Origin of the sequence: Salinibacterium amurskyense (genome assembly GCF_002797685.1) — a bacterium.
Taxonomy (GTDB): domain Bacteria; phylum Actinomycetota; class Actinomycetes; order Actinomycetales; family Microbacteriaceae; genus Rhodoglobus; species Rhodoglobus amurskyensis.
The window spans coordinates 221067-245958 of record NZ_PGFH01000003.1; the positions used below are offsets into that span (position 1 = coordinate 221067).

28 protein-coding genes are annotated in these 24892 nt (G+C 61.6%); 23 read left to right on the forward strand and 5 right to left on the reverse strand.

What is annotated here, in order from left to right; translation table 11 throughout:
- Positions 1-59: 59 nt before the first annotated feature.
- Positions 60-410 carry a DUF1844 domain-containing protein gene (locus CLV85_RS13160; RefSeq protein WP_100390094.1) on the reverse strand — a complete coding sequence of 117 codons (351 nt, stop codon included), beginning with the start codon at positions 408-410 and terminating at the stop codon, positions 60-62.
- A 152-nt stretch (positions 411-562) separates the two neighbouring features.
- Here CLV85_RS13160 and CLV85_RS13615 point away from each other — a divergent pair, with 152 nt between their 5' ends.
- The 11 genes from CLV85_RS13615 to pheT all read left to right on the forward strand — a co-directional run bounded on the left by CLV85_RS13615 (position 563) and on the right by pheT (position 9827).
- Positions 563-691, forward strand: a complete 129-nt coding sequence (locus tag CLV85_RS13615) for a hypothetical protein (protein ID WP_268249132.1) — start codon at positions 563-565, stop codon at positions 689-691.
- 20 nt (positions 692-711) lie between these two features.
- Positions 712-1329 carry a translation initiation factor IF-3 gene (infC, locus tag CLV85_RS13165; protein ID WP_100390095.1) on the forward strand — a complete coding sequence of 206 codons (618 nt, stop codon included), beginning with the start codon at positions 712-714 and terminating at the stop codon, positions 1327-1329.
- Positions 1322-1516, forward strand: a complete 195-nt coding sequence (gene rpmI, locus CLV85_RS13170) for a 50S ribosomal protein L35 (protein WP_100390096.1) — start codon at positions 1322-1324, stop codon at positions 1514-1516. Before infC ends, rpmI begins: the two co-directional genes overlap by 8 nt.
- Positions 1517-1534: 18 nt before the next feature.
- Positions 1535-1921, forward strand: coding sequence for a 50S ribosomal protein L20 (gene rplT / locus CLV85_RS13175; protein WP_009771944.1), 387 nt, complete (start codon positions 1535-1537; stop codon positions 1919-1921).
- Between the two features lie 104 nt (positions 1922-2025).
- Positions 2026-2829, forward strand: a complete 804-nt coding sequence (locus CLV85_RS13180; protein ID WP_100390097.1) for a TrmH family RNA methyltransferase — start codon at positions 2026-2028, stop codon at positions 2827-2829.
- 73 nt (positions 2830-2902) lie between these two features.
- Positions 2903-3655 (forward strand): amino acid ABC transporter ATP-binding protein, encoded by a 753-nt coding sequence (locus CLV85_RS13185; RefSeq protein ID WP_100390098.1) that lies wholly within the window; start codon positions 2903-2905, stop codon positions 3653-3655.
- Between the two features lie 37 nt (positions 3656-3692).
- The gene (locus tag CLV85_RS13190; RefSeq protein WP_100390099.1) at positions 3693-4562 is read left to right on the forward strand and encodes a glutamate ABC transporter substrate-binding protein; all 870 of its coding nucleotides are present in this window, start codon (positions 3693-3695) and stop codon (positions 4560-4562) included.
- Between the two features lie 77 nt (positions 4563-4639).
- Positions 4640-5308: an amino acid ABC transporter permease gene (locus tag CLV85_RS13195; RefSeq protein WP_100390100.1), complete on the forward strand. Its 669-nt coding sequence runs from the start codon at positions 4640-4642 to the stop codon at positions 5306-5308.
- Positions 5305-6243, forward strand: coding sequence for an amino acid ABC transporter permease (locus tag CLV85_RS13200; protein ID WP_100390101.1), 939 nt, complete (start codon positions 5305-5307; stop codon positions 6241-6243). The genes CLV85_RS13195 and CLV85_RS13200 overlap by 4 nt, the downstream gene beginning before the upstream one ends.
- Before the next feature lie 51 nt (positions 6244-6294).
- Positions 6295-7335, forward strand: a complete 1041-nt coding sequence (gene pheS / locus CLV85_RS13205; protein ID WP_100390102.1) for a phenylalanine--tRNA ligase subunit alpha — start codon at positions 6295-6297, stop codon at positions 7333-7335.
- Positions 7335-9827, forward strand: a complete 2493-nt coding sequence (pheT, locus tag CLV85_RS13210; protein WP_100390103.1) for a phenylalanine--tRNA ligase subunit beta — start codon at positions 7335-7337, stop codon at positions 9825-9827. The genes pheS and pheT overlap by 1 nt, the downstream gene beginning before the upstream one ends.
- A 74-nt stretch (positions 9828-9901) precedes the next feature.
- On the opposite strand, the gene CLV85_RS13215 is transcribed toward pheT, so the two are convergent.
- Entirely contained in the window at positions 9902-10450 is a 549-nt protein-coding gene (locus tag CLV85_RS13215; protein WP_100390104.1) for a DUF937 domain-containing protein, read from the reverse strand.
- A 269-nt stretch (positions 10451-10719) separates the two neighbouring features.
- Between CLV85_RS13215 and argC the strand changes: the two genes are divergently transcribed.
- From argC to CLV85_RS13260, 9 genes are all read left to right on the forward strand, one after another.
- On the forward strand, positions 10720-11766 hold the full coding sequence (gene argC, locus CLV85_RS13220; protein WP_100390105.1) for an N-acetyl-gamma-glutamyl-phosphate reductase: 1047 nt from the start codon (positions 10720-10722) through the stop codon (positions 11764-11766).
- Positions 11763-12914, forward strand: a complete 1152-nt coding sequence (argJ, locus tag CLV85_RS13225) for a bifunctional glutamate N-acetyltransferase/amino-acid acetyltransferase ArgJ (RefSeq protein WP_100390106.1) — start codon at positions 11763-11765, stop codon at positions 12912-12914. Before argC ends, argJ begins: the two co-directional genes overlap by 4 nt.
- The gene (argB, locus tag CLV85_RS13230; RefSeq protein ID WP_100390107.1) at positions 12914-13828 is read left to right on the forward strand and encodes an acetylglutamate kinase; all 915 of its coding nucleotides are present in this window, start codon (positions 12914-12916) and stop codon (positions 13826-13828) included. The genes argJ and argB overlap by 1 nt, the downstream gene beginning before the upstream one ends.
- Positions 13825-15012: an acetylornithine transaminase gene (locus CLV85_RS13235; RefSeq protein ID WP_100390108.1), complete on the forward strand. Its 1188-nt coding sequence runs from the start codon at positions 13825-13827 to the stop codon at positions 15010-15012. The genes argB and CLV85_RS13235 overlap by 4 nt, the downstream gene beginning before the upstream one ends.
- Positions 15009-15935: an ornithine carbamoyltransferase gene (argF, locus tag CLV85_RS13240; protein WP_100390109.1), complete on the forward strand. Its 927-nt coding sequence runs from the start codon at positions 15009-15011 to the stop codon at positions 15933-15935. Before CLV85_RS13235 ends, argF begins: the two co-directional genes overlap by 4 nt.
- A gap of 68 nt (positions 15936-16003) precedes the next feature.
- Positions 16004-17203: an argininosuccinate synthase gene (locus CLV85_RS13245; RefSeq protein WP_100390110.1), complete on the forward strand. Its 1200-nt coding sequence runs from the start codon at positions 16004-16006 to the stop codon at positions 17201-17203.
- A 2-nt stretch (positions 17204-17205) separates the two neighbouring features.
- Positions 17206-18642 (forward strand): argininosuccinate lyase, encoded by a 1437-nt coding sequence (argH, locus tag CLV85_RS13250; RefSeq protein WP_100390111.1) that lies wholly within the window; start codon positions 17206-17208, stop codon positions 18640-18642.
- 2 nt (positions 18643-18644) lie between these two features.
- Entirely contained in the window at positions 18645-19232 is a 588-nt protein-coding gene (locus CLV85_RS13255; RefSeq protein ID WP_100390112.1) for a DNA-3-methyladenine glycosylase, read from the forward strand.
- Positions 19232-20155: a DUF817 domain-containing protein gene (locus CLV85_RS13260; protein ID WP_100390113.1), complete on the forward strand. Its 924-nt coding sequence runs from the start codon at positions 19232-19234 to the stop codon at positions 20153-20155. The genes CLV85_RS13255 and CLV85_RS13260 overlap by 1 nt, the downstream gene beginning before the upstream one ends.
- Before the next feature lie 90 nt (positions 20156-20245).
- Here the strand turns inward: CLV85_RS13260 and CLV85_RS13265 are convergent, their stop codons facing one another.
- Both CLV85_RS13265 and CLV85_RS13270 read right to left on the reverse strand, forming a co-directional pair.
- Complete coding sequence (locus CLV85_RS13265) at positions 20246-20800, reverse strand: hypothetical protein (RefSeq protein WP_100390114.1); 555 nt, start codon at positions 20798-20800, stop codon at positions 20246-20248.
- The gene (locus CLV85_RS13270) at positions 20797-21435 is read right to left on the reverse strand and encodes a DNA-binding protein (RefSeq protein WP_169925826.1); all 639 of its coding nucleotides are present in this window, start codon (positions 21433-21435) and stop codon (positions 20797-20799) included. Before CLV85_RS13270 ends, CLV85_RS13265 begins: the two co-directional genes overlap by 4 nt.
- 135 nt (positions 21436-21570) lie before the next feature.
- Between CLV85_RS13270 and tyrS the strand changes: the two genes are divergently transcribed.
- Complete coding sequence (gene tyrS, locus CLV85_RS13275) at positions 21571-22881, forward strand: tyrosine--tRNA ligase (protein ID WP_100390115.1); 1311 nt, start codon at positions 21571-21573, stop codon at positions 22879-22881.
- Positions 22882-22909: 28 nt separating this feature from the next.
- On the opposite strand, the gene CLV85_RS13280 is transcribed toward tyrS, so the two are convergent.
- Positions 22910-23500 carry a TetR/AcrR family transcriptional regulator gene (locus CLV85_RS13280; RefSeq protein WP_100390116.1) on the reverse strand — a complete coding sequence of 197 codons (591 nt, stop codon included), beginning with the start codon at positions 23498-23500 and terminating at the stop codon, positions 22910-22912.
- 48 nt (positions 23501-23548) lie between these two features.
- On the opposite strand from CLV85_RS13280, the gene CLV85_RS13285 reads away from it, so the two are divergent.
- Both CLV85_RS13285 and CLV85_RS13290 read left to right on the forward strand, forming a co-directional pair.
- Positions 23549-24031, forward strand: a complete 483-nt coding sequence (locus tag CLV85_RS13285; protein WP_100390117.1) for a DUF3995 domain-containing protein — start codon at positions 23549-23551, stop codon at positions 24029-24031.
- Between the two features lie 9 nt (positions 24032-24040).
- Positions 24041-24601 (forward strand): dihydrofolate reductase family protein, encoded by a 561-nt coding sequence (locus tag CLV85_RS13290; RefSeq protein WP_100390118.1) that lies wholly within the window; start codon positions 24041-24043, stop codon positions 24599-24601.
- Positions 24602-24892: the final 291 nt, after the last annotated feature.

A 24892-nucleotide genomic window follows, 5' to 3' on the forward strand; every position in this document is an offset into this window, starting at 1 on the left:
TCATCCGACGGCAACCGAGCCGTCGTGCCCAGCGGCCCCAGGACCGCCGGGGAACGTGGCTAGTTGACGGGGCCGGTGTACTTCTCGCCGGGACCCTGGCCGGGCGCATCCGGGAATGTTGATGCTTCGCGGAACGCGAGCTGCACCGAACGCAGGCCGTCGCGCAGCGGGCGAGCGTGGTGGTTTCCGATTTCTGGGGCGGCAGCGGTCACAAAGCCGGCGAGGGCGTTGATGAGTTTTCGCGCTTCGTCAAGGTCTTTTTCGGCCTCGGCATTGGGGCCGTCGGAAAGTCCCAGTTTTACGGCGGCGGCACTGAGCATGTGTACGGCGACGGTGTTAATTACCTCGACCGCGGGCACTTCAGAGATGTCGCGAAGTTCGTTGTAATCCTCATTGGTGGGCTCGCTCATGATGTCCTTCGCTAATTGGGGTTCGCTCTGCTATCCTTATGCAGGCCCGGGGCTCGCCCCGGTTACGAAAGTGGAGATTCTCCCACCTGTCAACCGCATACAAGGTTACCGGGTAGTTACACCCCGCACAGTCCGCTGGCGGTGCAGTACGCATGATCTACGCGATCGTGCGAATTGTTCCGGATGCTGGCTGCGCAGCTTTAAAGGGTGATGCAGCATCGCTGCGTTTGATCCTCTTTCGCGCCATGGCATCCGCCAAACTGCGCAGTGATTACTACTGATCCTCTGCGCATCACGAACTGTGAGGAGAACACGCATCAGCGATCCCCGTACCAACGACCGAATCCGAGTTCCTGAGGTCCGTCTTGTCGGACCCGGCGGTGAACAAGTCGGTGTCGTCTCAATTGACGTCGCCCTCCGACTCGCCCAAGAGGCAGATCTAGATTTGGTCGAGGTTGCTCCCAATTCCAAGCCTCCCGTTGCCAAGATCATGGATCACGGCAAGTTCAAGTACGAAGAGGCGCAGAAGGCGAAAGAAGCTCGTCGCAACCAGGCAAACACGATCCTCAAAGAGGTTCGTTTCCGCCTGAAGATCGACAAGCACGACTACGAAACCAAGCGCAAGCGTGCCGAAGGATTCCTCTCGGGCGGCGACAAGGTCAAAGCAATGATCTTGTTCCGTGGTCGTGAGCAGTCGCGTCCTGACCAGGGCGTCCGTTTGCTTCAGAAGTTTGCCGAAGATGTGTCGGAGTTCGGTTCCATCGAATCGACCCCGACGATTGACGGTCGCAACATGGTCATGATTATTGGCCCACACAAGACCAAGGCAACGGCGAAAGCTGAAGCCGAGGCCCGCAAGGTAGCTAACAAAGCTCCTCGTGCGGCAGAAGTTCCAGAGAAAGAGGAGAAAGATGCCTAAGCAGAAGACGCACTCAGGCACCAAGAAGCGTTTCAAGGTCACCGGTAGCGGCAAGGTCATGAAGCAGCAGGCTGGTATGCGACACAACCTCGAGGTCAAGAGCGGAAAGCGTAAGCGCTCGCTCAACCAGGATCAGGTTCTTGCATCGCAGGATGCCAAGGTCATCAAGAAGCTTCTCGGTAAGTAAGGGTTTAGGACACACATAATGGCAAGAGTAAAAAGAGCCGTAAACGCTCACAAGAAGCGTCGGGTTATCCTCGAGCGCGCAAAGGGTTACCGCGGACAGCGTTCGCGTCTGTACCGTAAGGCCAAGGAGCAGGTCACTCACTCGCTCGTCTACGCGTACCGTGACCGCCGTGCCCGCAAGGGTGAATTCCGTCGCCTGTGGATCCAGCGCATCAACGCTGCATCGCGTGCCAACGGCCTCACCTACAACCGTCTCATCCAGGGCTTGAACCTGGCCGGAGTTCAGGTTGACCGTCGCATCCTCGCTGACCTCGCTGTCACCGAGCCCGCCACGTTCGCGTCGCTGGTTGCAACCGCTAAGGCTGCATTGCCCGCTGACACGTCGGCACCCCGTTCGGCTGCGTAACTAGCCGCACAACTATTCGTGCAATCGGCACGTTGTAGTGACCAATATGGTCTCTGCAGCGTGCCGATTGTCGTATATCAGGCCCGCGCGCTTAGGGTTATTTTGTGATTGATAACCCGCGTTCTCCACGCGTACGTGCAGTAGCCAAACTCGCTAAGAAGAGCGCCCGGTCTGAGACTGGGCTTTTTCTCTTAGAGGGGCCCCAGTCGGTTTCTGAGGCGCTCGAATTCCGCCCGGACCTCTTGGTGGAGCTGTACGCCACGCCCACCGCTCTTGAGCGCCATAGCGGCATTGCGCGCGCGGCCGAAGAAGCGGGTGTCGAGGTTGAGTTCGTTTCGGAGCAAGTCCTCGAGACCATGGCCGACACTGTGACGCCTCAGGGCGTGCTCGCAGTGTGCCGTCAATTCCCCACATCGTTGAAGGACATCCTTGCGGATGGTCCCAAACTCATCGCTATCCTCGAAGAGGTTCGCGACCCCGGTAACGCCGGCACGATCATCCGTGCCGCGGATGCCGCCGGTGCTGACGCAGTCATCCTGACCGGCCGCAGCGTCGATCTTTACAATCCCAAGGTTGTTCGCGCCACTACGGGATCGCTCTTTCACGTTCCCGTCGCCGTCGGTGCTGAGCTCGAAGAAGTACTCGAGCGAGTCAAGGGCGAGGGGCTGCGCATTCTTGCCGCCGATATCAAGGGCGGAGATCTCTTGGCTGCGCGCAACGAAGGTGTGCTCAACCACCCGTCAGCGTGGTTATTCGGCAATGAGGCCCGTGGCCTTACCGATGAGCACTATGTGCTCGCCGACTGGGTCATTTCGGTGCCAATTTACGGCCACGCGGAGTCGATGAATTTGGCTACTGCGGCATCCGTATGTCTCTACGAGAGTGCTTTCGCGCAACGCAGTATCTGATTTCGTGTCACGAGCGTGTTACGACTAGGCGCGGCGATTGACCGTGGTTGAACGCATGTGATTATCTTTCTGTATGGCAGCACAGAGCGGTGAACCTCTGGTCGTTATCGACCATGTCAACAAACATTACGGTGAGCTTCACGTGCTCAAAGACATCTCCACCACGATTAAACGTGGTGAGGTAGTTGTCGTGATCGGGCCGAGTGGTTCGGGAAAGTCCACGCTCTGTCGTGCGATTAACCGCCTCGAGACCATCGACGATGGCACCATCACTATTGATGGCAAGTTGTTGCCCGAAGAGGGCGCTGGTCTCGCCAAGCTGCGCGCAGACGTCGGCATGGTATTCCAGTCGTTCAACCTCTTCGCTCACAAGACGATTCTGGAGAACGTCACGCTCGGCCCGCGCCGCGTGCGCAAGGTCTCCAAGGTTGAAGCTGACAAGCACGCGATGGAGCTGCTCGATCGCGTTGGTATCGGCAACCAGGCATCCAAGATGCCGGCTCAGCTTTCTGGTGGACAGCAACAGCGTGTTGCCATCGCTCGTTCACTCGCCATGGACCCCAAGATCATTCTTCTCGATGAGCCCACGTCGGCTCTCGACCCCGAGATGATCAACGAAGTTCTCGATGTCATGGTGCAGCTCGCCAAAGACGGCATGACCATGCTCGTGGTTACGCACGAAATGGGCTTCGCTCGTAAGGCCGCTGACCGTGTGATTTTCATGGCGGATGGCGAAATTGTTGAAGAGGCCGAGCCTGAGCAGTTCTTCACCAACCCTCAATCTCCGAGAGCGCAAGACTTCCTCTCGAAAATCCTTACCCACTAACTCAGCGGGTAATCCCCACAGCAGCAAGGAGAAACACATGAGACTCAAAAAAGGTCTGATGATTTCTGCCATCGCCGTCGTAGGTCTTCTTGGCCTCAGCGCATGTGCAGCAGACTCAGGAACAACTGATCCTGACGTAGTCGTTCCGGAGTTCGAAGCAGGCACCACGATGGCTGAGCTTGCCGATGCCGGCAAGATCACTATCGGTACCAAGTTCGACCAGCCGCTGTTCGGTCTCAAGGGACCGTCGGGCGACCCCGTCGGCTTCGACGTCGAAATTGGCAAGATCATTGCTGCTTCGCTGGGTATTAGTGAAGACAACATCGAGTGGAAAGAAACCGTTTCCGCTAACCGTGAGTCGTTCATCGAGAACGGCACCGTTGACATCGTGATTGCTACTTACACGATCAACGACACTCGCAAGGAAGTAATTTCCTTCGCTGGTCCTTACTACAACGCAGGCCAGGACATCTGCGTTCTTGCAGATAACCCCGAGGGCATCACTGGCCCCGAGGACCTCGCAGGTAAGGACGTCTGCAGCGTTGCCGGTTCGACCTCAGAAAAGAACATCGCTGAGTACGACGTCAAGCTCATCACCACCGACGCCTACTCCGCTTGCCTCGAGCCGCTTCGTAGCGGCAAGGTTGTCGCTGTTACCACCGACAACGTGATTCTGGCTGGCCTCGCCGACCAGAACGCTGGCGAATTCGAAGTTCTCAGCAACCCGTTCACCGAAGAGCCTTACGGCATCGGTCTTGGACTCAACGATGACGCGTTCCGCGACTACATCAACGACGTTCTTGAGGCCTCGTACTCCGACGGTTCGTGGGATGCGGCTTGGAACGAGACTGCAGGCACCGTCCTGAAGCTTCCGACCCCGCCCGCTGTAGACCGCTACAGCAACTAGTGTGCTCGGTGCCCGTCCGCGGCTAACGCGGGCGGGCACCTTCCACGCCCTATTCATTTACTTTCCAGGAGGCCCGGATGGACGTCATCACTAACGCGATCGACGCCCTTGTCGACATAACGCCGCTCTACATGGAGGGCTTTCTTCTGACGCTGGCCCTGTTGGGCATTGCCGGTGTCGGGGCGTTTATTCTTGGGGTTCTTATCGCGGCGATGCGTATCTCGCCGGTTCCTTCGTTGCGCATCTTCGCAACCGTCTACACCGAGCTGCTCCGCAACATCCCGTTGCTTCTCGTCTTGTTCTTCTGCGCCTTCGTGCTGCCCATTCTCGGCGTTGACCTCGACTACTTCCTCTTGGCAGCTCTCGGTTTGACTCTCTACACCTCTCCCTTCGTGGCTGAAGCGGTGCGTTCCGGGTTCAACGGTGTTCCCGTCGGCCAGGCCGAAGCCGCTCGCAGCATCGGCATGGGATTCACCCAGACTGTTGGCCTCGTGATTCTTCCGCAGGCAAGCCGCATGGTCGTCCCGCCGCTCATCAACGTATTTATCGCGTTGACCAAGAACACATCGGTCGCGGGAGCGTTCTTCGTCAACGAACTCTTCAAAGCAACCGGTGCTGCATCGCGTGACCACGGTGACCTTGTTCTGCTCACCCTCATTTACGCCGCTGCGCTGTACTTGGCAATCACTATTCCGCTCGGGCTGATAGCCGGAGCGATCGAGAAGAAGGTAATGGTGCTGCGATGAGCGCGAGCGTACTGTACGACGCCCCCGGTCCGAAGACCCGGCGCAATTCGGCCATCGCCTCTGCTGTCGGTGCCGTACTGATCATCGGCCTGATCATCTGGGTCTACTTCATCCTCGCTGCACCCCGTGTCAGTGCCAACGGTGCCGAGCAGCCTGGACTCTTCGACCCGTCGCGAACCGACATCCTCGCCGACCCTGAAATCTGGGGCGCCTTCGGCCGCGGTGTGCTCAACACTCTGCGCATGGCGGGGGTCGCGGCAGTGCTCGCGATCATCATCGGAATTTTGTTTTCGTTTGGGCGCACTGCGGCATCCAAGTGGGTTCGTATCCCGACGTCGATCGCGCTTGAGATCTTCCGCGGTATGCCGCTGTTGCTCCTCATTTTCTTCGTGTTCCTCATGTTCTCGACCGGTGGTTACTGGGCCGGTGTGCTGGGTCTCGCGATCTACAACGGCGCGATCATCGGTGAAGCATTGCGAGCGGGCATTAGTTCGCTGCCCAAGGGGCAACGCGAAGGTGGTCTGTCGATCGGCCTCACTTCGCTGCAGACACGGTTTATCGTGGAGTTCCCGCAAGCTTTCCGTCAGATGTTGCCGATCATTTTGGCGCAGCTTGTCGTGCTGTTGAAAGACACCTCTCTTGCGTACGTCGTTGCGTACCCCGAGCTTTCGCGCACGATCAAGGAGCTTCAGAACTTCTACGGCAGCCGCTACGTCTTCACTCTTTTCGCGGTCGGACTCGTTATCTACCTCGTCATGAACGTAACCCTGTCGTACGTTGCTCGCTACGTGGCAAAGAAGAGCGGACCGAAGGATGGTGCGACCACTCCAGATGCTCCTAAGCAGCCGGGTGTAGATGGTACGCGTGCCATCACGATGCCGCCGCGCGGTCACGCTAGCTACGGCGACAACAGCGGCGGCGCCGGCGGGTACTAGCTCCGTGAGGAGGGCGGCCCGCGACAGCGGTGTCCGCTAAACTCGGTTCTTGTGTCTGAACCCACCCCGATCACAGAACCAGCGGTAACCGCAGCGGTCGAAGCAGCTCTTGCTGCCATCGAGTCCGCAGCGACAATGGCCGACCTCAAAACGGTGCGCGGCGCCCATCTTGCAGAGGGCTCGCCACTGGCAGCGCTCAACGCCCAGATGAAGAACGTGGCGCCCGCCGACCGAGCTGCCACCGGCAAGCTCATCGGAGCCGCCCGCGGTCGCGTCAACGGCGCTTTTAGCGCGCGCGAGGCCGAGTTGGCAGTCGCCGAGGAGCAAGCCAAGCTTGCGGCAGAGGCTGTGGATGTCACGGCTGTCGCCACTCGCTACGTGAAGGGCGCCCGGCATCCGCTGAGCCTGCTCATGGAGCACATGAGCGACATCTTCGTCGGCATGGGCTGGGAAGTCGCGGAAGGCCCCGAACTCGAGAACGAGTGGTTCAACTTCGACGCGCTCAACTTCGACGAAGATCACCCCGCGCGGGCGATGCAAGACACCTTCTTCATCGACCCCGTCGACTCGCACTTGCTGCTGCGCACGCACACGAGCCCGGTTCAGATCCGTTCGTTGCTCGAGCGCCCGCTTCCGGTGTACGTTGTGGCGCCCGGACGCGTGTTCCGCACCGACGAACTTGATGCGACCCACACGCCGGTGTTCCACCAGCTGGAGGGCATCGCGATCGACAAGGGCCTCACCATGGCGCACCTCCGGGGCACGCTCGAGCACCTTGCCCGTGCGATGTTCGGGGAGGGCGCTCAGATTCGTCTGCGCCCCAACTACTTCCCGTTCACTGAGCCCAGTGCCGAGATGGATGTATGGCAGCCCAACGCCAAGGGTGGCGCACGCTGGGTGGAGTGGGGTGGCTGCGGAATGGTCAACCCCAACGTTCTTCGCGCCGCCGGCATTGACCCCGACGAATACCAGGGCTTCGCCTTCGGTATGGGAATTGAGCGCACGCTCCAGTTCCGCAACGAAATGAATGACATGCGAGACATGGTCGAGGGCGATATTCGCTTCTCCCAGCAGTTCGGAATGGTGGTCTGATGAAAGTTCCCATGAGTTGGTTGCGGGAATTCGTAGAGATCCCCGCAGACATCACCCACGAGCAAGTCCACGCTGCCCTCGTCAAGGTCGGCTTTGAAGAAGAAGACGTTCACGGCTTCGACATTTCTGGCCCCGTTGTTGTTGGCCAGGTGCTCGAATTCGTTGGCGAACCCCAGTCCAACGGCAAGACCATCAACTGGTGCCAAGTTGATGTCGGCGAAGCCGAGCCTCGCGGCATCGTCTGTGGAGCCCACAACTTCGTTGTCGGCGACAAGGTCGTTGTCACGCTGCCCGGTTCAGTCCTTCCGGGCCCGTTCCCTATTGCTGCGCGCAAGACCTACGGTCACGTCTCCGATGGAATGATCGCGTCTACTCGCGAGCTCGGCCTCGGCGATGAGCACGACGGCATCCTCGTACTATCCACGCTGGGTCTCGACCCCGCGGTCGGAACGAGCGCGATTGAACTGCTTGGTCTTGATGACTTTGCGGTAGAGATCAACGTCACACCTGACCGCGGTTACGCGATGTCGCTGCGCGGCGTTGCTCGCGAATACGCGCTCTCGACGGGCGCTACGTTCACTGACCCCGCTGATGCTCCCGCCATCACCGAGGCGAGCGGTTTCCCCGTGGTCATCGCCGACGACGCGCCCATTCGCGGTCGCGCCGGGGTGCGAGCCTTCGTCACCCGTGTCGTACGGAACGTGGATGTCACCAAGCCAACGCCCACGTGGATGATCACGCGTCTGGCGCTGGCCGGCATCCGCTCGATCTCGCTCACGGTCGACATCACTAACTATGTGATGCTCGAGCTCGGGCAGCCGATTCACGCGTACGACCTCGACCGTGTAGCAGGCGGCCTCACGGTCCGTCGGGCTCAGGCAGGGGAGATCCTCGCAACGCTCGACGACAAGTCGCGCACGCTGGACCCCGAAGACCTGCTGATCACTGATGAGTCAGGCCCGATCGGTCTTGCTGGCGTTATGGGTGGAGCGAGCACTGAGATTACAGATTCCTCGACCAACGTCTTGATCGAAGCCGCAAACTTCGAGCCCATTTCGATCGCGCGTACCGCTCGTCGTCACAAGCTCGGCAGCGAAGCGTCGCGTCGCTTCGAGCGCGGTGTCGACCCGCTGGTGGCTCCGGCCGCTGCGGCGCGCGTCGTTGAGTTGCTGGTTGAACTGGGTGGCGGAACTGTCGACGAGCTCGGCAGCGACTTGCTCGCCGACCACGTCGCGGATGCCGTCGACCTGCCCGAGGGCTACGCTCAGGGCCTCATTGGAGTGAACTACTCTGCTGACGAGATCACCGATTCGCTGCAGGCGATTGGTGCAACGGTCGAGTCGACCGAAACAGGCTGGAGCGTTACTCCTCCGAGCTGGCGTCCCGACCTTGGCGACAAGACAACGCTCGTCGAAGAAGTAGCTCGCATTGTGGGCTACAACCGCATTCCCGCTGTGCTTCCTGTTGCGCCTCCGGGCCGCGGGCTCACTCGCGCCCAGCGACTGCGACGTACGGTGTCGAACAGCCTCGCAGCATCCGGCCTCACCGAGGTCCTGGCCTACCCGTTCATCTCGCAGCACTCGAACGACCTCTTTGGGGCGTCCGAGGCCGGGGGAGCGACCACGATTAAGCTTGCGAACGCTCTGGACCCGGATGCCGCCACGATGCGTCGTTCGTTGATCCCCGGCCTCGCAGCCATCGCTCACCGCAACGTTTCTCGCGGGCTGACCGATCTGGCGCTCTTCGAGGTCGGAACAGTCTTCCTGCCCGAAGCTGGACGCAGCTATGGAAGCACTTCGCTGCCGCTCGGCTACGAATTGCCGAGTGACGCGGTTCTCGCCGACTTGCGCTCGAGCATCCCGCAGCAACCGTGGCACGTCGCCGCACTGTTCCTCGGCGATGCCGTGACGCGTCAGCCGGGCCAGCAGCCCGTCTCCCGTGGACTCGCGGATGCTCTGGCCACTGTTCAGCTCGTGGCGGCGACGCTCTCGGTCGAGATCGACATTGTCACGGGCAGCCATCACTCGATGCACCCCGGCCGCACCGCGGAGCTTCGCGTTGGCGACAACACCGTGGGCTACGCCGGAGAACTGCTTCCTGCACTCGCCCAGGAGCTCGACCTGCCGCGCGTCGTTGCGGTGCTCGAACTTGACCTCAGCGTGCTGATTCAGAGTGCGGCAGCAGACGTCGCGGCCACGCCGATCGTCTCCTACCCGGCAGCGACCCAGGATCTTTCTTTGGTAGTGCCGACGGAGGTGCAGGCTGGTGAGCTCTTGGCTCTCATCCGCGAGGGTGCTGGTGAGCTCTTAGAGCACGTGCGTCTTGTCGACGATTACCGCGGAACGGGTATTCCCGAGGCGCACAAGTCGCTGACGTTCGCGCTGCGCTTCCGTGCCGTCGACCGCACGCTCACGCAGGCTGAAGCCACTGACGCGAAGAACGCCGCTGTCGCTCTCGCCGGCGAACGTGTCGGCGCCGAGCTGCGCGAGTAGAACAGAACCTCGCAACACCGAAAGCCGGTCGTCACCATTGCGGTGACGACCGGCTTTCGTCGTTGTGTGCAGGCCTAACGCTTGCCGCCGCCGAGCAGACCGCCAATGAGGCCGCCGACAAGGTCTTGACCGCCAGCATTGCCCAAGAGACCACCGAGCAAGCCGCCGATGCCACCGGCATCGGCCTTCGCGGGCTCGGCAGCAGCGGGCGCCGCCTTCTGGCCCAAGAACTGCGAGCCGACCCACGAGATCACAATCGGAGCGACGATCGGGAGCAACTTGGCGATCAGATCACTCGTGACGTTCGCGTCAGCGTTGTTGTCGGCGACGGCGGAAGCGACATCCGCCTGCTTGCCTCCGAACACGTTGGAGACAATCTTGGCGCCGTCAGCGACATCGATGTCGTCAACCGTGCTCGCGCGCGGGACTTTCGTGCCGTGAGTGGACAGCGCGCCTTCGAGCGACTTCGCACCGGCGTCATCCTTGGCATTGGCGGCCATCCCACCGATGAGAGTGGGGATGACTTGTTTGACAGCCGCTTCGGCCAAGTCTTCGTTGACGCCGAGTTTTGCGGCAATGTCGCCGATGGGGATCAGGTTGAGCAGACCACTGAGGTCAGACATAGGGCTCCTTAATGGGGGATGAAACGAGAGCGGACTCGCCACAACCAGCGTACCGATTAGCCTGCCGCGCAGTGAGGGGACTATTCTAGAAATGTGACCGACCTCCGCGCCTGCTGCCAGCGACTCTCGCTGCGCTTTGTTGCGCCGTCTTCGCCGGTACTGCGCGGGGCTGACGAGCGACGATAGGCGGAGTTTCGCCACGACCCACGAGGTTGTGTGAAACGCCGCCGCAAGTGTTCTCGTTTCCGAACCCCACTGAAGGTAATTCCATGTCAATTTCGGTCGCTGTGGCCGGTGCCAGCGGTTATGCCGGTGGCGAGCTTCTTCGCCTGTTGTCCACCCACCCTGAGTTCGATGTTCGAACCGTGACGGCGTTTAGTAACGCTGGCCAACGGTTGATCGATGTCCAGCCGCATTTGCGCTCGCTGGCGCACCTTGAACTCCAGCCGACGGAGCCGTCAGTGCTCGCCGGCCACGATGTTGTTTTCTTTGCTCTGCCCCACGGTAAGTCGGGGGAGTTGACGGCTGAACTCAGCCCCGACACTCTCGTCGTTGACTGTGGTGCTGACCACCGCCTCACGAGCCCTGAAGATTGGGCCGCGTTTTACGGTGGCGAGTACTTCGGCGCTTGGGACTACGGGATGCCCGAGCTGCTGCATGCCGCTGGTGGCACGCAACGGCAAGTGCTCGCCGGCTCGAAGCGTATTGCGGTGCCCGGTTGTAACGTCACGGCAATCACGCTGGCTCTCGCCCCCGGCATCCGTTCGTCTCTTATCGAGGCTGAGGACATCGTGGCAGTGCTTGCTGTCGGGCCATCCGGTGCGGGCAAGAGTCTCAAGGTAAACCTCTTGGCGAGTGAAATGATGGGGTCCGCCTCGGCGTATGCCGTCGGCGGTACGCATCGTCACACTCCTGAGATCGCTCAGAATTTGAAGGTCGCGGGTGCCGAGAGCGTCACCGTCTCGTTCACGCCGATGCTCGTGCCGATGTCGCGGGGAATCCTCGCTACGACAACAGCCAAGCTTGCTGAGGGCGTCACTGCCGCTCAGGTGCGCGAAGCGTGGGAGACCGCGTACGCCGACGAACCCTTCGTTCACGTGTTGCCGGAGGGGCAGTTCCCGCGCACGGCGGATACTCTCGGCGCCAATACTGCCCTCATCGGTCTTGCTATCGACGAGGCCGCTCGTCGCGTCGTCGTTGTGAGTGCGATCGACAATCTCGTCAAGGGAACCGCAGGCGCCGCCATTCAATCGACAAATATTGCGTTGGGCCTCGAGGAAACCCTCGGTCTGGCGCTGGACGGAGTAGCACCATGAGTGTCACAGCAGCCGCAGGATTCGAAGCCGCCGGTGTCGAAGCCGGCCTCAAAGCGAGTGGCGGCCTCGATGTCGCCCTCGTCGTCAACCGCGGGCCCCGCTTCGATGCGGCCGCGGTATTCACGAGCAATCGTGCCCAAGCGCATCCGATTATCTGGTCGAAGCAGGTCATTGACGATGGAGTGGTCACGGCGATTGCTCTCAACTCCGGTGGTGCTAACTGCTTTACCGGGCCGCAGGGTTTCCAGGTGACGCATGCCACTGCCGAGCACGTTGCCGAGACCCTGGGCGCTTCGGCCGGCGACATCCTCGTCTGTTCGACCGGTCTTATCGGTGAACAGCTTCCGCAAGACAAGGTTCTCGCCGGAATGTCTGCTGCAGCCTCCGCGCTCAGCACTGAGGGCGGCACTAATGCGTCGCTCGCCATCATGACGACCGACAGCAAGCCCAAGACCGCCGTCGCTGCGGGAACCGGCTACACCGTCGGTGGCATGGCCAAGGGCGCCGGGATGCTCGCACCAGGCCTCGCGACAATGCTCGTGGTCATCACCACTGACGCCGCTGTCGCCTCCGCCGGCCTCGACGCGGCGCTGCGCGAAGCGACTCGCCTCACCTTCGACCGCCTCGACTCCGACGGCTGCATGTCGACCAACGACCAAGTAACGCTCATGGCCTCCGGCGCCTCGGGCGTGACTCCCGACGCGGCCGAGTTTGCCGCGCTCGTCACGAGCGTGTGCAACGACTTGGCCGAACAGCTGCAGGGCGATGCTGAGGGCGCAAGCCACGACATCCGCATCGAAGTTGTGGGTGCTGCGAGCGAAGACGACGCTGTTATCGTCGGCCGCTCGGTTGCCCGCAACAATCTCTTCAAGGCAGCCATCTTCGGCAACGACCCCAACTGGGGCCGCGTGTTGGCGGCAATCGGAACCACGGATGCCGCTTTCGACCCCTACGCGGTCGACGTTTCGATGAACGGTGTGCGGGTCTGCCACGCGGGTGCCCCCGACTGTTCGCGCGACGAAGTGGATCTCGCGGGCCGTGCTGTGCACGTGCTGATCGATCTTGCTACGGGCGATGCCGAAGCAACCATTCTGACCAACGACCTCACGCACGATTACGTGCATGAGAACAGCGCGTACTCCAGCTGATGCCGGCATTCACACACGGCGCTGAACACGAGCAGGCCATGACTAAGGCGGGAGTGCTTATTGAGGCACTTCCGTGGTTGAAGCGTTTTCGCAACCGCATCATTGTGGTGAAGTTCGGCGGCAATGCCATGATCAACGACGAACTCAAGCGCGCTTTTGTGCAGGACATGGTGTATCTGCGTCTTGCTGGTGTTCGCCCCGTGATTGTTCACGGTGGTGGGCCCCAGATCACTAAGGAGCTCAAGATTCGCGGTATCGAGTCGGAGTTCCGCGCGGGCTACCGCGTGACGACCGAAGAGTCGATTGACGTCGTGCGGGATGTTCTCACCGACCAGGTGGGGGCAGAACTCGTCGATCTCATCAACGAGCACGGAGATCTCGCTAACGGCATTGCCGGACACGAGCATTCGCTGTTTATCGGTGAGCGCATGATCAAGGAGATCGAAGGCAAGCGCGTCGATCTCGGGCTCGTCGGCAACGTCACCGAGGTTGACCCTCAGCGGGTACTCGATGTGCTCGCGAGTGACAACATTCCCGTGGTGTCCACGCTTGCTCAAGAAGCTGGCGAGATCGCGGATGACGCTTCGGGCTTGCTCAATGTGAACGCTGACTCTGCCGCGGCGGCGCTCGCGATCGCCCTGGATGCAGCCAAGCTCGTCATCCTCACCGATGTTGCTGGTCTCTATAGCGACTGGCCCAACCGTGAGTCGCTCGTTTCCATCATCAACACCGATGAACTCCGTGAACTGCTGCCGAGTCTTGAGTCGGGCATGATCCCCAAGATGACCGCGTGCCTTGAAGCCGTGGATGCCGGTGTACCTAAGGCCGCCATTATCGATGGGCGTGCCCCGCACTCGATCCTCCTCGAAGTGTTCACGCAAGATGGAATTGGCACCGAGGTGGTACCTGCATGAGCTGGCAAGACGACTACAACCGCCGCATGATGAATACCTTCGGTACGCCGAAGGTTGAACTCGTGCGCGGTGAGGGCTGCACTGTCTTTGATTCCGACGGCAAGCGCTACCTCGACTTCCTCGGCGGAATTGCCGTGAACTCGCTCGGTCACAACCACCCGGCCGTCGTCGGAGCACTCACGAGCCAGGCGAACCTGCTTCATGTCTCGAACTTCTTCGCGACCGAACCGCAACTCGCACTCGCCGAACGCCTCCTGCGTATCTCGGGAGCAGGCGAAGAGGGGCGTGTGTTCTTCGCGAACTCGGGCACCGAAGCAAACGAGGCAGCCGTGAAGCTGGCTCGCCGCACGGGTCGCCCGCGCATCCTCTCGTTGAAAGACTCCTTCCACGGTCGTTCCATCGGCGCACTCTCCATCACGGGTAAGGCCGCACTTCGCGAACCCTTCGAGCCGCTGATGCCCAATGTCGACATCATTGACACCACGATCGAGGCGCTCGCCGCAGCGATCGGGCCGGATGTCGCAGCACTCTTCGTCGAGCCCATCAAGGGCGAGGCTGGCGTGCAGCCGCTTCCCGAGGGCTACCTCGAAGCAGCGCGAGAACTCACGACGCAACACGGTGTGCTCCTCATCGTCGACGAGATCCAGACCGGGGCCGGACGCACCGGGCGCTGGTTTGGCTTCCAAGAGAGCGGCATTGTTCCCGACGCGATCACCCTCGCGAAGGGAATTGGCGGGGGAGTGCCGATTGGCGCCCTCGTGACCTTTGGTGCGGCATCCGCTCTCTTGCAGCCGGGGCAGCACGGCACCACGTTCGGCGGAAACCCACTCGTGTGTGCGGTCAGTAATGCCGTGCTCACGCAGATCGAAAGCGACGACCTCGTGGCGAACTCCGCCGCGCGGGGTGCCCAGCTGCGTGCGGCGATCGAGGCGATCGGATCACCGCTGGTGAGTGAGTTGCGTGGTCGCGGGCTCCTCATCGGTATCGGTCTTTCGCAGCCCGTCGCTCAGCAGGTTGTGGCAGTGGCGCTCGATCACGGGCTCATTGTTAATGCTCCCAACGAGTCGACGGTTCGACTTGCACCACCCCTGATCATTGGCGATGCCGAGATCACCGAATTCATCGACACGTTCAGCGCTGTGCTGAACGCAGTACTCAACGACGCACCTACGGAGGCATCATGACCAGGCATTTTCTTCGCGATGATGACCTCAGCCCAGCTGAACAACTCGAGATCCTCGATCTCGCCGAGAAGGTCAAGGCTGACCGGTGGGGCCGCAAGCCCCTCGAAGGTCCTCAGACGGTCGCGGTGATCTTCGACAAGTCCTCGACGCGCACTCGCGTGTCTTTCGCGGTGGGTATTGCCGACCTCGGCGGTTCGCCACTCATTATCTCCACGGCCAACAGTCAATTGGGTGGCAAGGAGACGGCATCCGACACCGCTCGTGTTCTCGAGCGCCAGGTCGCCGCCATCGTCTGGCGCACCTATGGGCAGCAGGGCCTGATCGAGATGGCTCACGGCACGCAGGTTCCCGTTATCAATGCGCTGAGCGATGAGTTCCACCCGTGCCAGTTGCTCGCCGACCTGCTCACGATCCGCGAACACAAGGGTGAGCTCAAGGGGCTGACCGTTGCGTTCCTCGGTGACGGGGCCGACAACATGGTGCACTCGTACCTGCTCGCCGGCGCGACCGCCGGTATGCACGTGCGCATTGCCTGCCCCGAGGACTACCTGCCCTTGGCGGATGTCGTAGCCGACGCCGAAAAGATCGCAGCATCCACCGGTGGTTCGATTGCCATCATCACCGACCCGGCTGAGGCCGTCACCGGTGCTGATGTCGTCGTGACCGACACGTGGGTCTCGATGGGCAAGGAAGACGAGAAGGCCGCACGCGTCGCTGCTCTCGGTGCCTACAAAGTGGATGCCGCCATGATGGCCCTCGCTAAGCCCGACGCCATTTTCTTGCACTGCCTCCCCGCCGACCGCGGTTATGAGGTTGAAGCCGAGGTTATCGATGGCCCGCAGAGCGTCATCTGGGATGAGGCAGAGAACCGCCTCCACGCCCAGAAGGCCCTCATGATTTGGCTGCTCGACCAAGCCGCCTAGTTTCTTGGCGGTTTAGCGCCGCCGCTGTAGTTCCCTAAACTGATTCACGACGTCAAGGAGATAAACACATGTCAGAACGCGTAGTTCTCGCCTACTCGGGCGGACTCGACACATCCGTAGGTATTGGCTGGCTCAAGGACGCCACCGGCAAAGAGGTCGTCGCGCTTGCGATTGACGTCGGCCAGGGTGGCGAAGACATGGATGACATCCGCCAGCGCGCCCTTGACTGTGGTGCTGTTGAGTCGGTTGTTGTTGACGCGAAGGATGAGTTCGCGGATGACTTCCTCATGCCAGCGCTCAAGACCAACGCGCTCTACCAGAAGCGTTACCCGCTGGTGTCGGCACTGAGCCGCCCGTTGATCTCTCGTCACCTTGCCCTCACGGCAAAGGCCCTTGGCGCAGACAGCGTTGCTCACGGGTGCACCGGTAAGGGAAACGACCAGGTGCGCTTCGAAGCTGCCGTCGCTGCTCTCGCTCCCGAACTCACGAGCATCGCCCCTGTACGTGACCTTGCGCTTACTCGCGACAAGGCCATCGTGTACGCCGAAGAGCACAACCTCCCCATCCGTCAGTCGGCAGCAAGCCCCTACTCGATCGATAAGAACGTGTGGGGCCGTGCGGTCGAAACCGGTTTCCTCGAGGACCCGTGGAACGCTCCCATCGAGGAACTCTACGAGTACACCTCTGACCCCGAAGCAGGGCTCCCCGCTGAAGAAGTCACCATCACCTTCGAAGCTGGTATTCCGGTTGCGATCGACGGAGTCGCAATGTCGGCTCTCGCCATCGTTGAGCACATGAACGCGCTCGCCGGCAAGCACGGCGTTGGCCGCATCGACATGGTTGAAGACCGTCTCATCGGCATCAAGAGCCGTGAGGTCTACGAAGCTCCCGGCGCTATGGCTTTGATCGCCGCGCACGAAGAGCTCGAGTCGCTCACAATCGAGCGGGACCTCGGTCGCTACAAGCGCGGAGTCGAAGCCGAGTGGTCGAACCTCGTGTACGACGGACTCTGGTTCTCCGGCCTCAAGCGTTCGCTCGATGCTTTCGTTGAAGACACTCAGCGCTACGTCAGCGGAGAGATCCGTATGACGCTGCACGCAGGTCGCGCAGTGCCGACCGGCCGCAAGTCAGAGCAGAGCCTCTACGACTTCAGCCTCGCCACCTACGACACCGGTGACACCTTCGACCAGTCGTTGGCTAAGGGCTTCATCGATCTCTGGTCACTGCCGAGCAAGATCTCGGCTCGTCGCGACGCAAAGCAGGGCTAATCATGGCGCAATCTGCCGAAACTGGTGAGGGACAACTCTGGGGAGCCCGCTTCGCAAGCGGACCTTCACCCGAGCTTGCCCGATTGAGCAAATCGACTCACTTCGATTGGCAGCTTGCGCAGTATGACCTCGCCGGTTCGCGGGCGCACGCTGTTGCGCTCGCGGCCGCGGGGTACCTCGATGATTCCGAGCTGGAGACCATGCAGGATGCCCTGCGCTCGTTGAGTGCAGCGGTTGCCGATGGCAGCTTCATGGCTTTGGAATCGGAAGAAGACGTTCACGCCGCTCTCGAGCGCGGACTGATTGAGCGCGCTGGCGCCGACGTCGGAGGCAAACTCCGCGCCGGTCGCAGCCGTAATGACCAGATCGCCACTCTCGTGCGCATGTACCTCCTCGACCACGCGGGCGCTATTTCCGCGATGGTCGTTGACCTGATCGACGCGATCGTGGCACAGGCCGAGAAGCATGACACGGCGATCATGCCGGGTCGCACGCACCTCCAGCATGCGCAGCCGGTGCTGCTCGCACATCACTTGCTCGCCCACGCGTGGCCTCTTGTGCGCACGCTTGAGCGCTTCCGTGACTGGAAGGCTCGGGCATCCACTTCGCCGTATGGCTCTGGTGCTCTTGCTGGTAGCACGCTTGGGCTCGACCCGGCGCTGGTTGCTCGGGAACTTGGCCTTTCTCGGCCCACCGAAAACTCAATCGATGCCACCGCGAGCCGCGATGTTGTCGCGGAATTCGCCTTCATCACTGCGCAGCTCGGTATCGACATTTCGCGACTCAGCGAAGAGATCATTCTGTGGAACACTCGCGAGTTCGACTTCGTGCAGCTCGATGACGCGTACTCCACGGGGTCGTCGATCATGCCGCAGAAGAAGAACCCTGACATCGCTGAGCTTGCTCGCGGCAAGTCCGGGCGCCTCATCGGTAACCTCACGGGGCTGCTCGCCACGTTGAAGGCGTTGCCGCTCGCGTACAACCGCGACCTGCAGGAAGACAAAGAGCCCGTCTTCGATTCAGTCGAGACGCTTGAAGTCTTGCTTCCCGCCTTCACCGGCATGATTGCCACGCTCCGGTTCAACACCGAGCGCATGGCGGAGCTCGCGCCGCAGGGCTTCTCTCTGGCTACCGACGTCGCGGATTGGCTCGTACGCCAGCATGTTCCGTTCCGTGAAGCTCACGAGATCAGTGGTTCGCTGGTTCGCTTCTGCGAAGAGAACTCGCTCGAACTTCACGAACCGACGGATGCCGACTACGCCACGATCTCACCGCACCTCACGGGTGATGTTCGTGCGGTCCTCTCGGTGGAGGGCTCGGTTTCGAGCCGTGCCGGCGTGGGCGGAACGGCTCCCGTGCGCGTTGCCGAGCAGCGTGCCGAACTGACTGAGCGTGTTCGCGTTCTCGCCGCCGCTCTTGACCCGCAGGTTCTTAGCTAGACGTGTTCGATCTGCTCAGCAGGCCGGCAACTGAGGTTGCTCCGCTGTTGCTGGGGGCTGTCGTGCGCGTTGGCGAGGTCGCTGTGCGGCTTACCGAGGTCGAGGCGTATATGGGCGAGGCCGATCCCGGCTCGCATGCTTTCCGGGGGCCGGGCAAACGCAACGCCGTCATGTATGGCCCGCCCGGTCACCTCTACACGTACTTCACCTACGGCATGCACACGTGCGCGAACGTGGTGTGCATGCCCGAGGGCGTTGCCTCCGGAATCTTACTGCGGGCGGGTGAAGTAATCGAAGGCGTGGATGTCGCGGCCGAACGTCGTGCGACATCCAAGAAGCCAGCGGACCTCGCGATGGGCCCCGCTCGTCTCGCGGTAGCGCTCGGAATTCGTTTGGATGACGCTGGCACCGACCTGCAGACCGGCCGCGTTCGCCTAGAACTGCCCGAGTCGCCGTCTTCGTTCAGCGCGGGGCCGCGCACAGGCGTCGCCGGCGAGGGTGGCACTGATGAGTATCCGTGGCGCTTCTGGATTCCGGGGGAGCCGAGCGTCTCCCCGTATCGTGCCGCAGTGAAACGAAAGCGCCCCTGATGGCCCGCTTTACTCCGCTCGAGCAGCGGATTGACGAGTGGGCACATCGGCGTCTCGACCGGGTGCGCGGCACGTCCGCGAAGTCGAGCCCTGCCCTAAACAACAGCTCCGCGTCGCAGCGAATCCGCACGTGGACCATCGAGTTCACGGTGTTCGTGCTCAAGCAGGCGTGGGCTTGCGTGTTCGGGGGAGCGCTACTCGCCGTTCTCGTACTCACGCGCCTCTGGTATCCCGAGTCGGCATCCCTCGCCCGCAATGACTTTTTGGTGCTCGCGGCTCTCGCCATCCAAGTTCTTATGGTCGTCTTCAAGCTAGAGACGCTGCGGGAACTGCGGGTGATCATCCTGTTCCACATTGTGGGTACCGTGATGGAAATCTTCAAGACGGATGCGGGATCCTGGACGTACGAGGGCGACGGCGTGCTGCACATCTTCGGCGTCCCGCTCTATAGCGGCTTCATGTATGCGGCGGTCGGTTCGTACATGGTGCGCGTCTTCCGCCTCTTCGAACTGCGTTTTGATCACTATCCGCGGCGCTGGGTCACCGCGATCGTGGCCTCGTTGATCTACATCAACTTCTTCAGCCACCATTTCATCGTCGACGTTCGGTGGTTCCTCTTCGCGGCCATCGCGGTGGTGTGGTGGCGCACCGTCATGCACGTCAGGGTGTCGCGGGCGCGGTTCCGGATGCCCGTGCTCGTTGCCTTCGTGTTGGTGTCGATTTTCATTTGGATCGCTGAAAACGTGGCGACCTGGTCGAATGCGTGGGTTTACCCGAATCAGTCAGACGGCTGGGAACTGGTCTCAATCGCGAAGCTCGGTTCGTGGCTGCTGCTGATGATCGTGTCGGTGGTGCTCGTCACGTGGGTCGAGAGACCTCGGCCTCCCGAGTCGCTTAGCGTGAGCGAAGCGCTTAAGTCGTAGCAGAGCATCCGTGACGCAGCGCCGGTAACGCAGTACCGGTAACGCAGCGCCGGCAACGCAGCGCCGGCAACGCAAGGGCGTCGGGGCTGTTTAGCGCCCGACGAGCAGCGCCGCGGTGCAGAGTCCAGCCCAGACGAGACTCACGAGGGTGCCAATGATGAACCGCTCGCGCGCCGCTGCGTTCTCCAGTTCAGAGAAGCGGCCGAGTCCTTTGATGGCCACGATGATGGCGATGGCGCCGGGCTGCCACACCATAAATGAGGCGATGAAGGCGAAGCGCTCGAGGTAGCCGATGGTCGTTCCGCCGCGCAGAATTTCTCGCTCGGGCAGCGGAGAGTCTGCGTCGATGACGAGGATGCCGCCGTGTTCGCCGCGGGGTGCCGGATACGAGGCGAGCGAGAGCACGAGCGCAACGAGGGGGCTCCCCGCGATTGTGGCGAGTGCGACGAAGGCTGCGCTGAGCAAGATGACGAGTCCCGAGACATCGCCCGGTAGAGGGTTGCCGGTAGATCCCAGGATGAGGGCAAGGCCGACGGGCAGCAGCGAAACGGTGGCGAGCCAGTACTTGTCGGTTCGGGCCGCAACCATGGATGCGCCAATCGCTCCGATTGTGAAAACGAGTACCGCGATCCACCAGCCGATCATGACGTGCCTTCCTCTGCGCTGAGCGCGTTGTCGGTTACTACTCCACTGTGTGCTCTGTCGAGCAGGTTTGCAAGAGCGCGAACGGCCTCTTCTTCGGTGCGTAATCCGGCCACGAGTGCACGTTGGCTTGCCGACTGTGGTGAGATGCCGAGGCGTTCGGCGGCATCGGCCTGAGTGATGCCGGTGCTGAGGAGGTCGTAGAGTTCCCAGCCGTTGGCGGTGCGCCGGCCGCGGAGCAAGATCAATAGTTCGAGCAGTGGTTCGATGTCTCGCGCTAGTTCACTGTCGGGGTCAGATTGCACAGCGCATTTGGCCGGGCTTTTCTTGGCGCGGTCGATGGCATCGCGGGCCGCGAGGAAAGCGGCGCCGCTCGTGGCGCGCACGTTGGACCCGTAGGGCAGGGGCACGGTGCCAATGCCGATTCCCACGCTCCACTGTTCGGTGCGCGTCAATTCGAGGGTGATGTCGAGGGCGGCGTGAGCAGAGGTCAGCAGCATCTGGGCTTCGTCTCCGGCCGTGCGTTCTGCGGGGAGGGCGAGGTCCTCCGCGCGCTCTCGGTTGATGCGCTGCAGGGTTTCGGCCACGGCATCCGCGCTGCTGCGGCTGTTGCGTTGGTCTGCGGTAATCACGAACATCCCTAAAGGCTACAGCATTGATTTCTCAACATCAGGCCCACAAGCCTGATTCCGCTGAATCAGTGCCCCAGCACTGAGGCTCGCGCGGCCGTCGTTGCTCTCAGCACCCCTCCGAAAGGCACTACGGTTAATGACGTGTCAGCGACAGCATCAGAATCCCTCAGTACTCAAAGCAACGACGACTCTTTCGAGAGCCTGTGGCAAGAACTCACGTGGCGTGGCCTCGTGCATGTCTCCACCGACGCGGATGCCCTCGAGAAGCTTCTCGATGGCGACCCCATCACGTACTACTGCGGCTTCGATCCCACGGCACCCAGCCTTCACTTGGGAAACCTCGTTCAACTGCTGCTGCTGCGCCGCCTTCAGCTGGCCGGCCACAAGCCGCTCGGACTCGTTGGGGGAGCGACCGGTCTTATCGGCGACCCCCGTCCCACCGCCGAGCGCACCCTGAACGACAGCGACACCGTTGCTGAGTGGGTCAGTTACTTGCAGGGTCAGGTTTCGAAGTTCTTGAGCACCGAGGGTGACAATGCCGTGCGCATGGTCAACAACCTCGACTGGACAGCGCCCATGAGCGCGATCGACTTCTTACGCGATGTCGGAAAGTACTTCCGCGTCGGCACCATGATCAAGAAGGATGCCGTGAGCGCGCGCCTCAACAGCGACGCCGGCATCAGCTACACCGAGTTCAGCTACCAGGTCATGCAGGGTATGGACTTCTTGGAGCTCTACCGCAACTACGACTGCGTATTGCAGACCGGTGGCAGCGACCAGTGGGGCAATCTCACGAGCGGGAGCGACCTCATCCACAAGGCTGAGGGTGCGAGCGTTCACGCCATCGGCACCCCGCTCATCACCAACTCCGACGGGACCAAGTTCGGCAAGAGCGAGGGCAACGCCATCTGGCTCGACTCGAACATGACGAGCCCCTACGCGTTCTACCAGTTCTGGCTCAACACCGATGATGCGGATGTCATTCAGCGACTGCGTATCTTCACGTTCTTGTCGCGCGAGCAGATCACCGCTCTCGAAACTGCTGTGGCCGAGGCGCCGTTTAGGCGTGAGGCGCAGAAGACACTCGCCTACGAAGTGACTTCTCTCGTGCACGGTCGCGCTGCAACGGAGGCGGCGATCGCTGCTTCCGCTGCTCTATTTGGTCAGGGCGAGTTGGCATCTCTGGATGCGGATACTCTCGCTGCGGCGCTGCGCGAGCTTGCTCACGTCGAGACGTCAGCGGAGGCTACGATCGTTCAGCTGCTCGTCGACACCAAACTGGTGTCGAGCGCGAGTGAAGCGCGTCGAGCTATTTCGCAGGGGGGCGTGTACCTCAACAATGTTGCGGTAGCGGATGACCAGGCCACGGTTGGCAGCGACCTCCTCGCCGGAAACGTAGCGGTTCTCCGTCGCGGCAAGAAGACGCTTGCGGGAATCTTCGTCAAGTCTTAGCGCACGAGCGGCTTAGGTGCCTGGCGTGCTACTGCGCCGAGGCGCTGCCGGCTTCGGGTGGCGTGAGTTGCTGCACCATTTCGGCGATGTCTGCTGAGGTTCCGGTTCCGACTTGAGCGTCGGCGGGGAGGGTGTGGCGCAACACCTGCAGCCCCAAATAGGTCGAGTAGCACGAGCGCGCCCATAGTCGTGCGCGATGATCGTCGAGGCCGAAATCCCGGTAAATCTCCTCTAAGAAGCGCAGTCGCGCGCTCGTTACGGCGTCGATGACGGGCGTTGCGATCGGGTCGCGTGAAGTGAGGATGTAGTACTCGAGCCCGTCGCGCGGATCACGACCGATCGAGGCGCCCAGAATGGCAGCAAGTCGTTCGTGTGGTGATTCCAGATCGCTGAGTTGATCGATCAGATCCTGAGTCGCACGCTTCTTCCATAGTTCGAGCGCGCTGTCGAGAAGGGAAGCTCGTGAAGAGAAGTGGTGATACGCGCTGCCCTTGGTGACGCCGAGTTCGGCCGCGACGCGTTCCATGTTGATGGCCGCCAGGCCTTCTCGTGCTCCGAGCACGAGGGCTGCTTCGGCCCAACGCTCGGGAGTTAGTCGCTCGGTGCGGGGGAGTGCCATGGGCAAATCGTACTCCGCGAATCCTGAAGCGGATGCTAGCCTCAAGTTATGAACATACGCCTGCGTATCTTGGCTGGGTCATTCCTCGCGCTGGCCCTCGCCGTGCTGGGAACGCTTCATATCCTGTGGGCTTCAGGCATACCGTTTCCGGCGAAGTCTTTCGACGAACTTAGCGGCGCCGTGGTGCCGAGCGGGGTCTGGCCAAGCCCGGCGCTCACGTTCCTCGTTGCGGCGGCGCTGTGTGTTGCGAGCTTCGCTGTCGTGCTCCGGATGCTCGACCTCACGCGTCCGCGTTCGATTTTGACCCCGTGGCTGATCTTCGCGAGCCACGCCTTGGCGGTTATATTCGCAGTGCGTAGCGCCCTCGGGTTCCTCATCAGCTCAGGGCTGTGGGGTACTAATCCCGCGGATGCCACCTTCCATCGTTGGGATCTTCTGGTGTACTCGCCTCTGTGTTTGCTGCTCGCATTGAGCGCCCTCGCGCTACGCAGAGATGACGGCTGCGATGGTGATGTCGTCCGCCGCGCGTAGCCTGACACTATGTCGCGCATCCTTTACGAAACCGCATCCACGTTCAATGGATTCATTGCGGATGAGAGCAACTCGCTCGAGTGGCTATTCGCCGTCGAGTCCGACGAGGCCCCCGCCGTTGCTCCGACAGCGACCGTGATGGTTGAAGGCTCAACGACTTACGAGTGGGTGCTGAGACACGAGGACTTGATCGCTCAGCCACACAAGTGGGCCGAGTATTTCGGCGACAAGCCCACTTTCGTCTTCACCAGCCGCGATCTCCCCGTTCCCGACGGTGCCGATGTGCGCTTTCTGCAGGGAAGTGTTGCGGATGCTCTGCCCGCGATTCGGGATGCGGCCGGCGATGGCGACATCTGGATCGTGGGTGGGGGAGAACTCGCCGCGCAATTCCTCGACGCCGGCGCCCTCGACCAAATCTCGATCTCTTTCGCTCCAGCCGCGGTCTTCGGGGGAGCACCTGTATTCCCTCGCGCCTTGGGGCCCGAGCGTCTTCGCCTGCTTTCAGCAAACGCAGTAGGCCAGTTCGCTCATCTTGTCTACGACGTGTTGCCCGCAACTCCCGCAACATAACCCTGTGCCGAGTGCCGAGTGCCGAGTGCTGAGTGCTGAGTACCGAGTTCGGGCGGATGCCGCCCAGCCGGCGTTGACGTAGACCGTCGTATCGGGTCGCCGGCGCTGACGGACGCCCGCCCGCGAGCCCTGCAAGATCCACGCCCGTTGGCGTTCACGGGTCGTGACCGGCCTTCACTAATTGGCCCACCTGAGCGCGACACGCCCGGGATGTGCACCGTGTTGGTGGGGTGCTGAAAATGCACGTATTGTTCTTTCTAGTCACCCCAAAGGTGCGGAAAACGAAGTCAG

Bases quoted from the DNA above. Each gene is read 5' to 3' on its own strand.
- CLV85_RS13160 (WP_100390094.1), bottom strand. From the start codon at position 410: ATGAGCGAGCCCACCAATGAGGATTACAACGAACTTCGCGACATCTCT.
- CLV85_RS13615 (WP_268249132.1), top strand. From the start codon at position 563: ATGATCTACGCGATCGTGCGAATTGTTCCGGATGCTGGCTGCGCAGCT.
- rpmI (WP_100390096.1), top strand. From the start codon at position 1,322: ATGCCTAAGCAGAAGACGCACTCAGGCACCAAGAAGCGTTTCAAGGTC.
- rplT (WP_009771944.1), top strand. From the start codon at position 1,535: ATGGCAAGAGTAAAAAGAGCCGTAAACGCTCACAAGAAGCGTCGGGTT.
- CLV85_RS13185 (WP_100390098.1), top strand. From the start codon at position 2,903: ATGGCAGCACAGAGCGGTGAACCTCTGGTCGTTATCGACCATGTCAAC.
- CLV85_RS13190 (WP_100390099.1), top strand. From the start codon at position 3,693: ATGAGACTCAAAAAAGGTCTGATGATTTCTGCCATCGCCGTCGTAGGT.
- CLV85_RS13195 (WP_100390100.1), top strand. From the start codon at position 4,640: ATGGACGTCATCACTAACGCGATCGACGCCCTTGTCGACATAACGCCG.
- CLV85_RS13200 (WP_100390101.1), top strand. From the start codon at position 5,305: ATGAGCGCGAGCGTACTGTACGACGCCCCCGGTCCGAAGACCCGGCGC.
- pheT (WP_100390103.1), top strand. From the start codon at position 7,335: ATGAAAGTTCCCATGAGTTGGTTGCGGGAATTCGTAGAGATCCCCGCA.
- CLV85_RS13215 (WP_100390104.1), bottom strand. From the start codon at position 10,450: ATGTCTGACCTCAGTGGTCTGCTCAACCTGATCCCCATCGGCGACATT.
- argC (WP_100390105.1), top strand. From the start codon at position 10,720: ATGTCAATTTCGGTCGCTGTGGCCGGTGCCAGCGGTTATGCCGGTGGC.
- argJ (WP_100390106.1), top strand. From the start codon at position 11,763: ATGAGTGTCACAGCAGCCGCAGGATTCGAAGCCGCCGGTGTCGAAGCC.
- argB (WP_100390107.1), top strand. From the start codon at position 12,914: ATGCCGGCATTCACACACGGCGCTGAACACGAGCAGGCCATGACTAAG.
- CLV85_RS13235 (WP_100390108.1), top strand. From the start codon at position 13,825: ATGAGCTGGCAAGACGACTACAACCGCCGCATGATGAATACCTTCGGT.
- argF (WP_100390109.1), top strand. From the start codon at position 15,009: ATGACCAGGCATTTTCTTCGCGATGATGACCTCAGCCCAGCTGAACAA.
- CLV85_RS13245 (WP_100390110.1), top strand. From the start codon at position 16,004: ATGTCAGAACGCGTAGTTCTCGCCTACTCGGGCGGACTCGACACATCC.
- argH (WP_100390111.1), top strand. From the start codon at position 17,206: ATGGCGCAATCTGCCGAAACTGGTGAGGGACAACTCTGGGGAGCCCGC.
- CLV85_RS13260 (WP_100390113.1), top strand. From the start codon at position 19,232: ATGGCCCGCTTTACTCCGCTCGAGCAGCGGATTGACGAGTGGGCACAT.
- CLV85_RS13265 (WP_100390114.1), bottom strand. From the start codon at position 20,800: ATGATCGGCTGGTGGATCGCGGTACTCGTTTTCACAATCGGAGCGATT.
- CLV85_RS13270 (WP_169925826.1), bottom strand. From the start codon at position 21,435: ATGTTCGTGATTACCGCAGACCAACGCAACAGCCGCAGCAGCGCGGAT.
- CLV85_RS13280 (WP_100390116.1), bottom strand. From the start codon at position 23,500: ATGGCACTCCCCCGCACCGAGCGACTAACTCCCGAGCGTTGGGCCGAA.
- CLV85_RS13285 (WP_100390117.1), top strand. From the start codon at position 23,549: ATGAACATACGCCTGCGTATCTTGGCTGGGTCATTCCTCGCGCTGGCC.
- CLV85_RS13290 (WP_100390118.1), top strand. From the start codon at position 24,041: ATGTCGCGCATCCTTTACGAAACCGCATCCACGTTCAATGGATTCATT.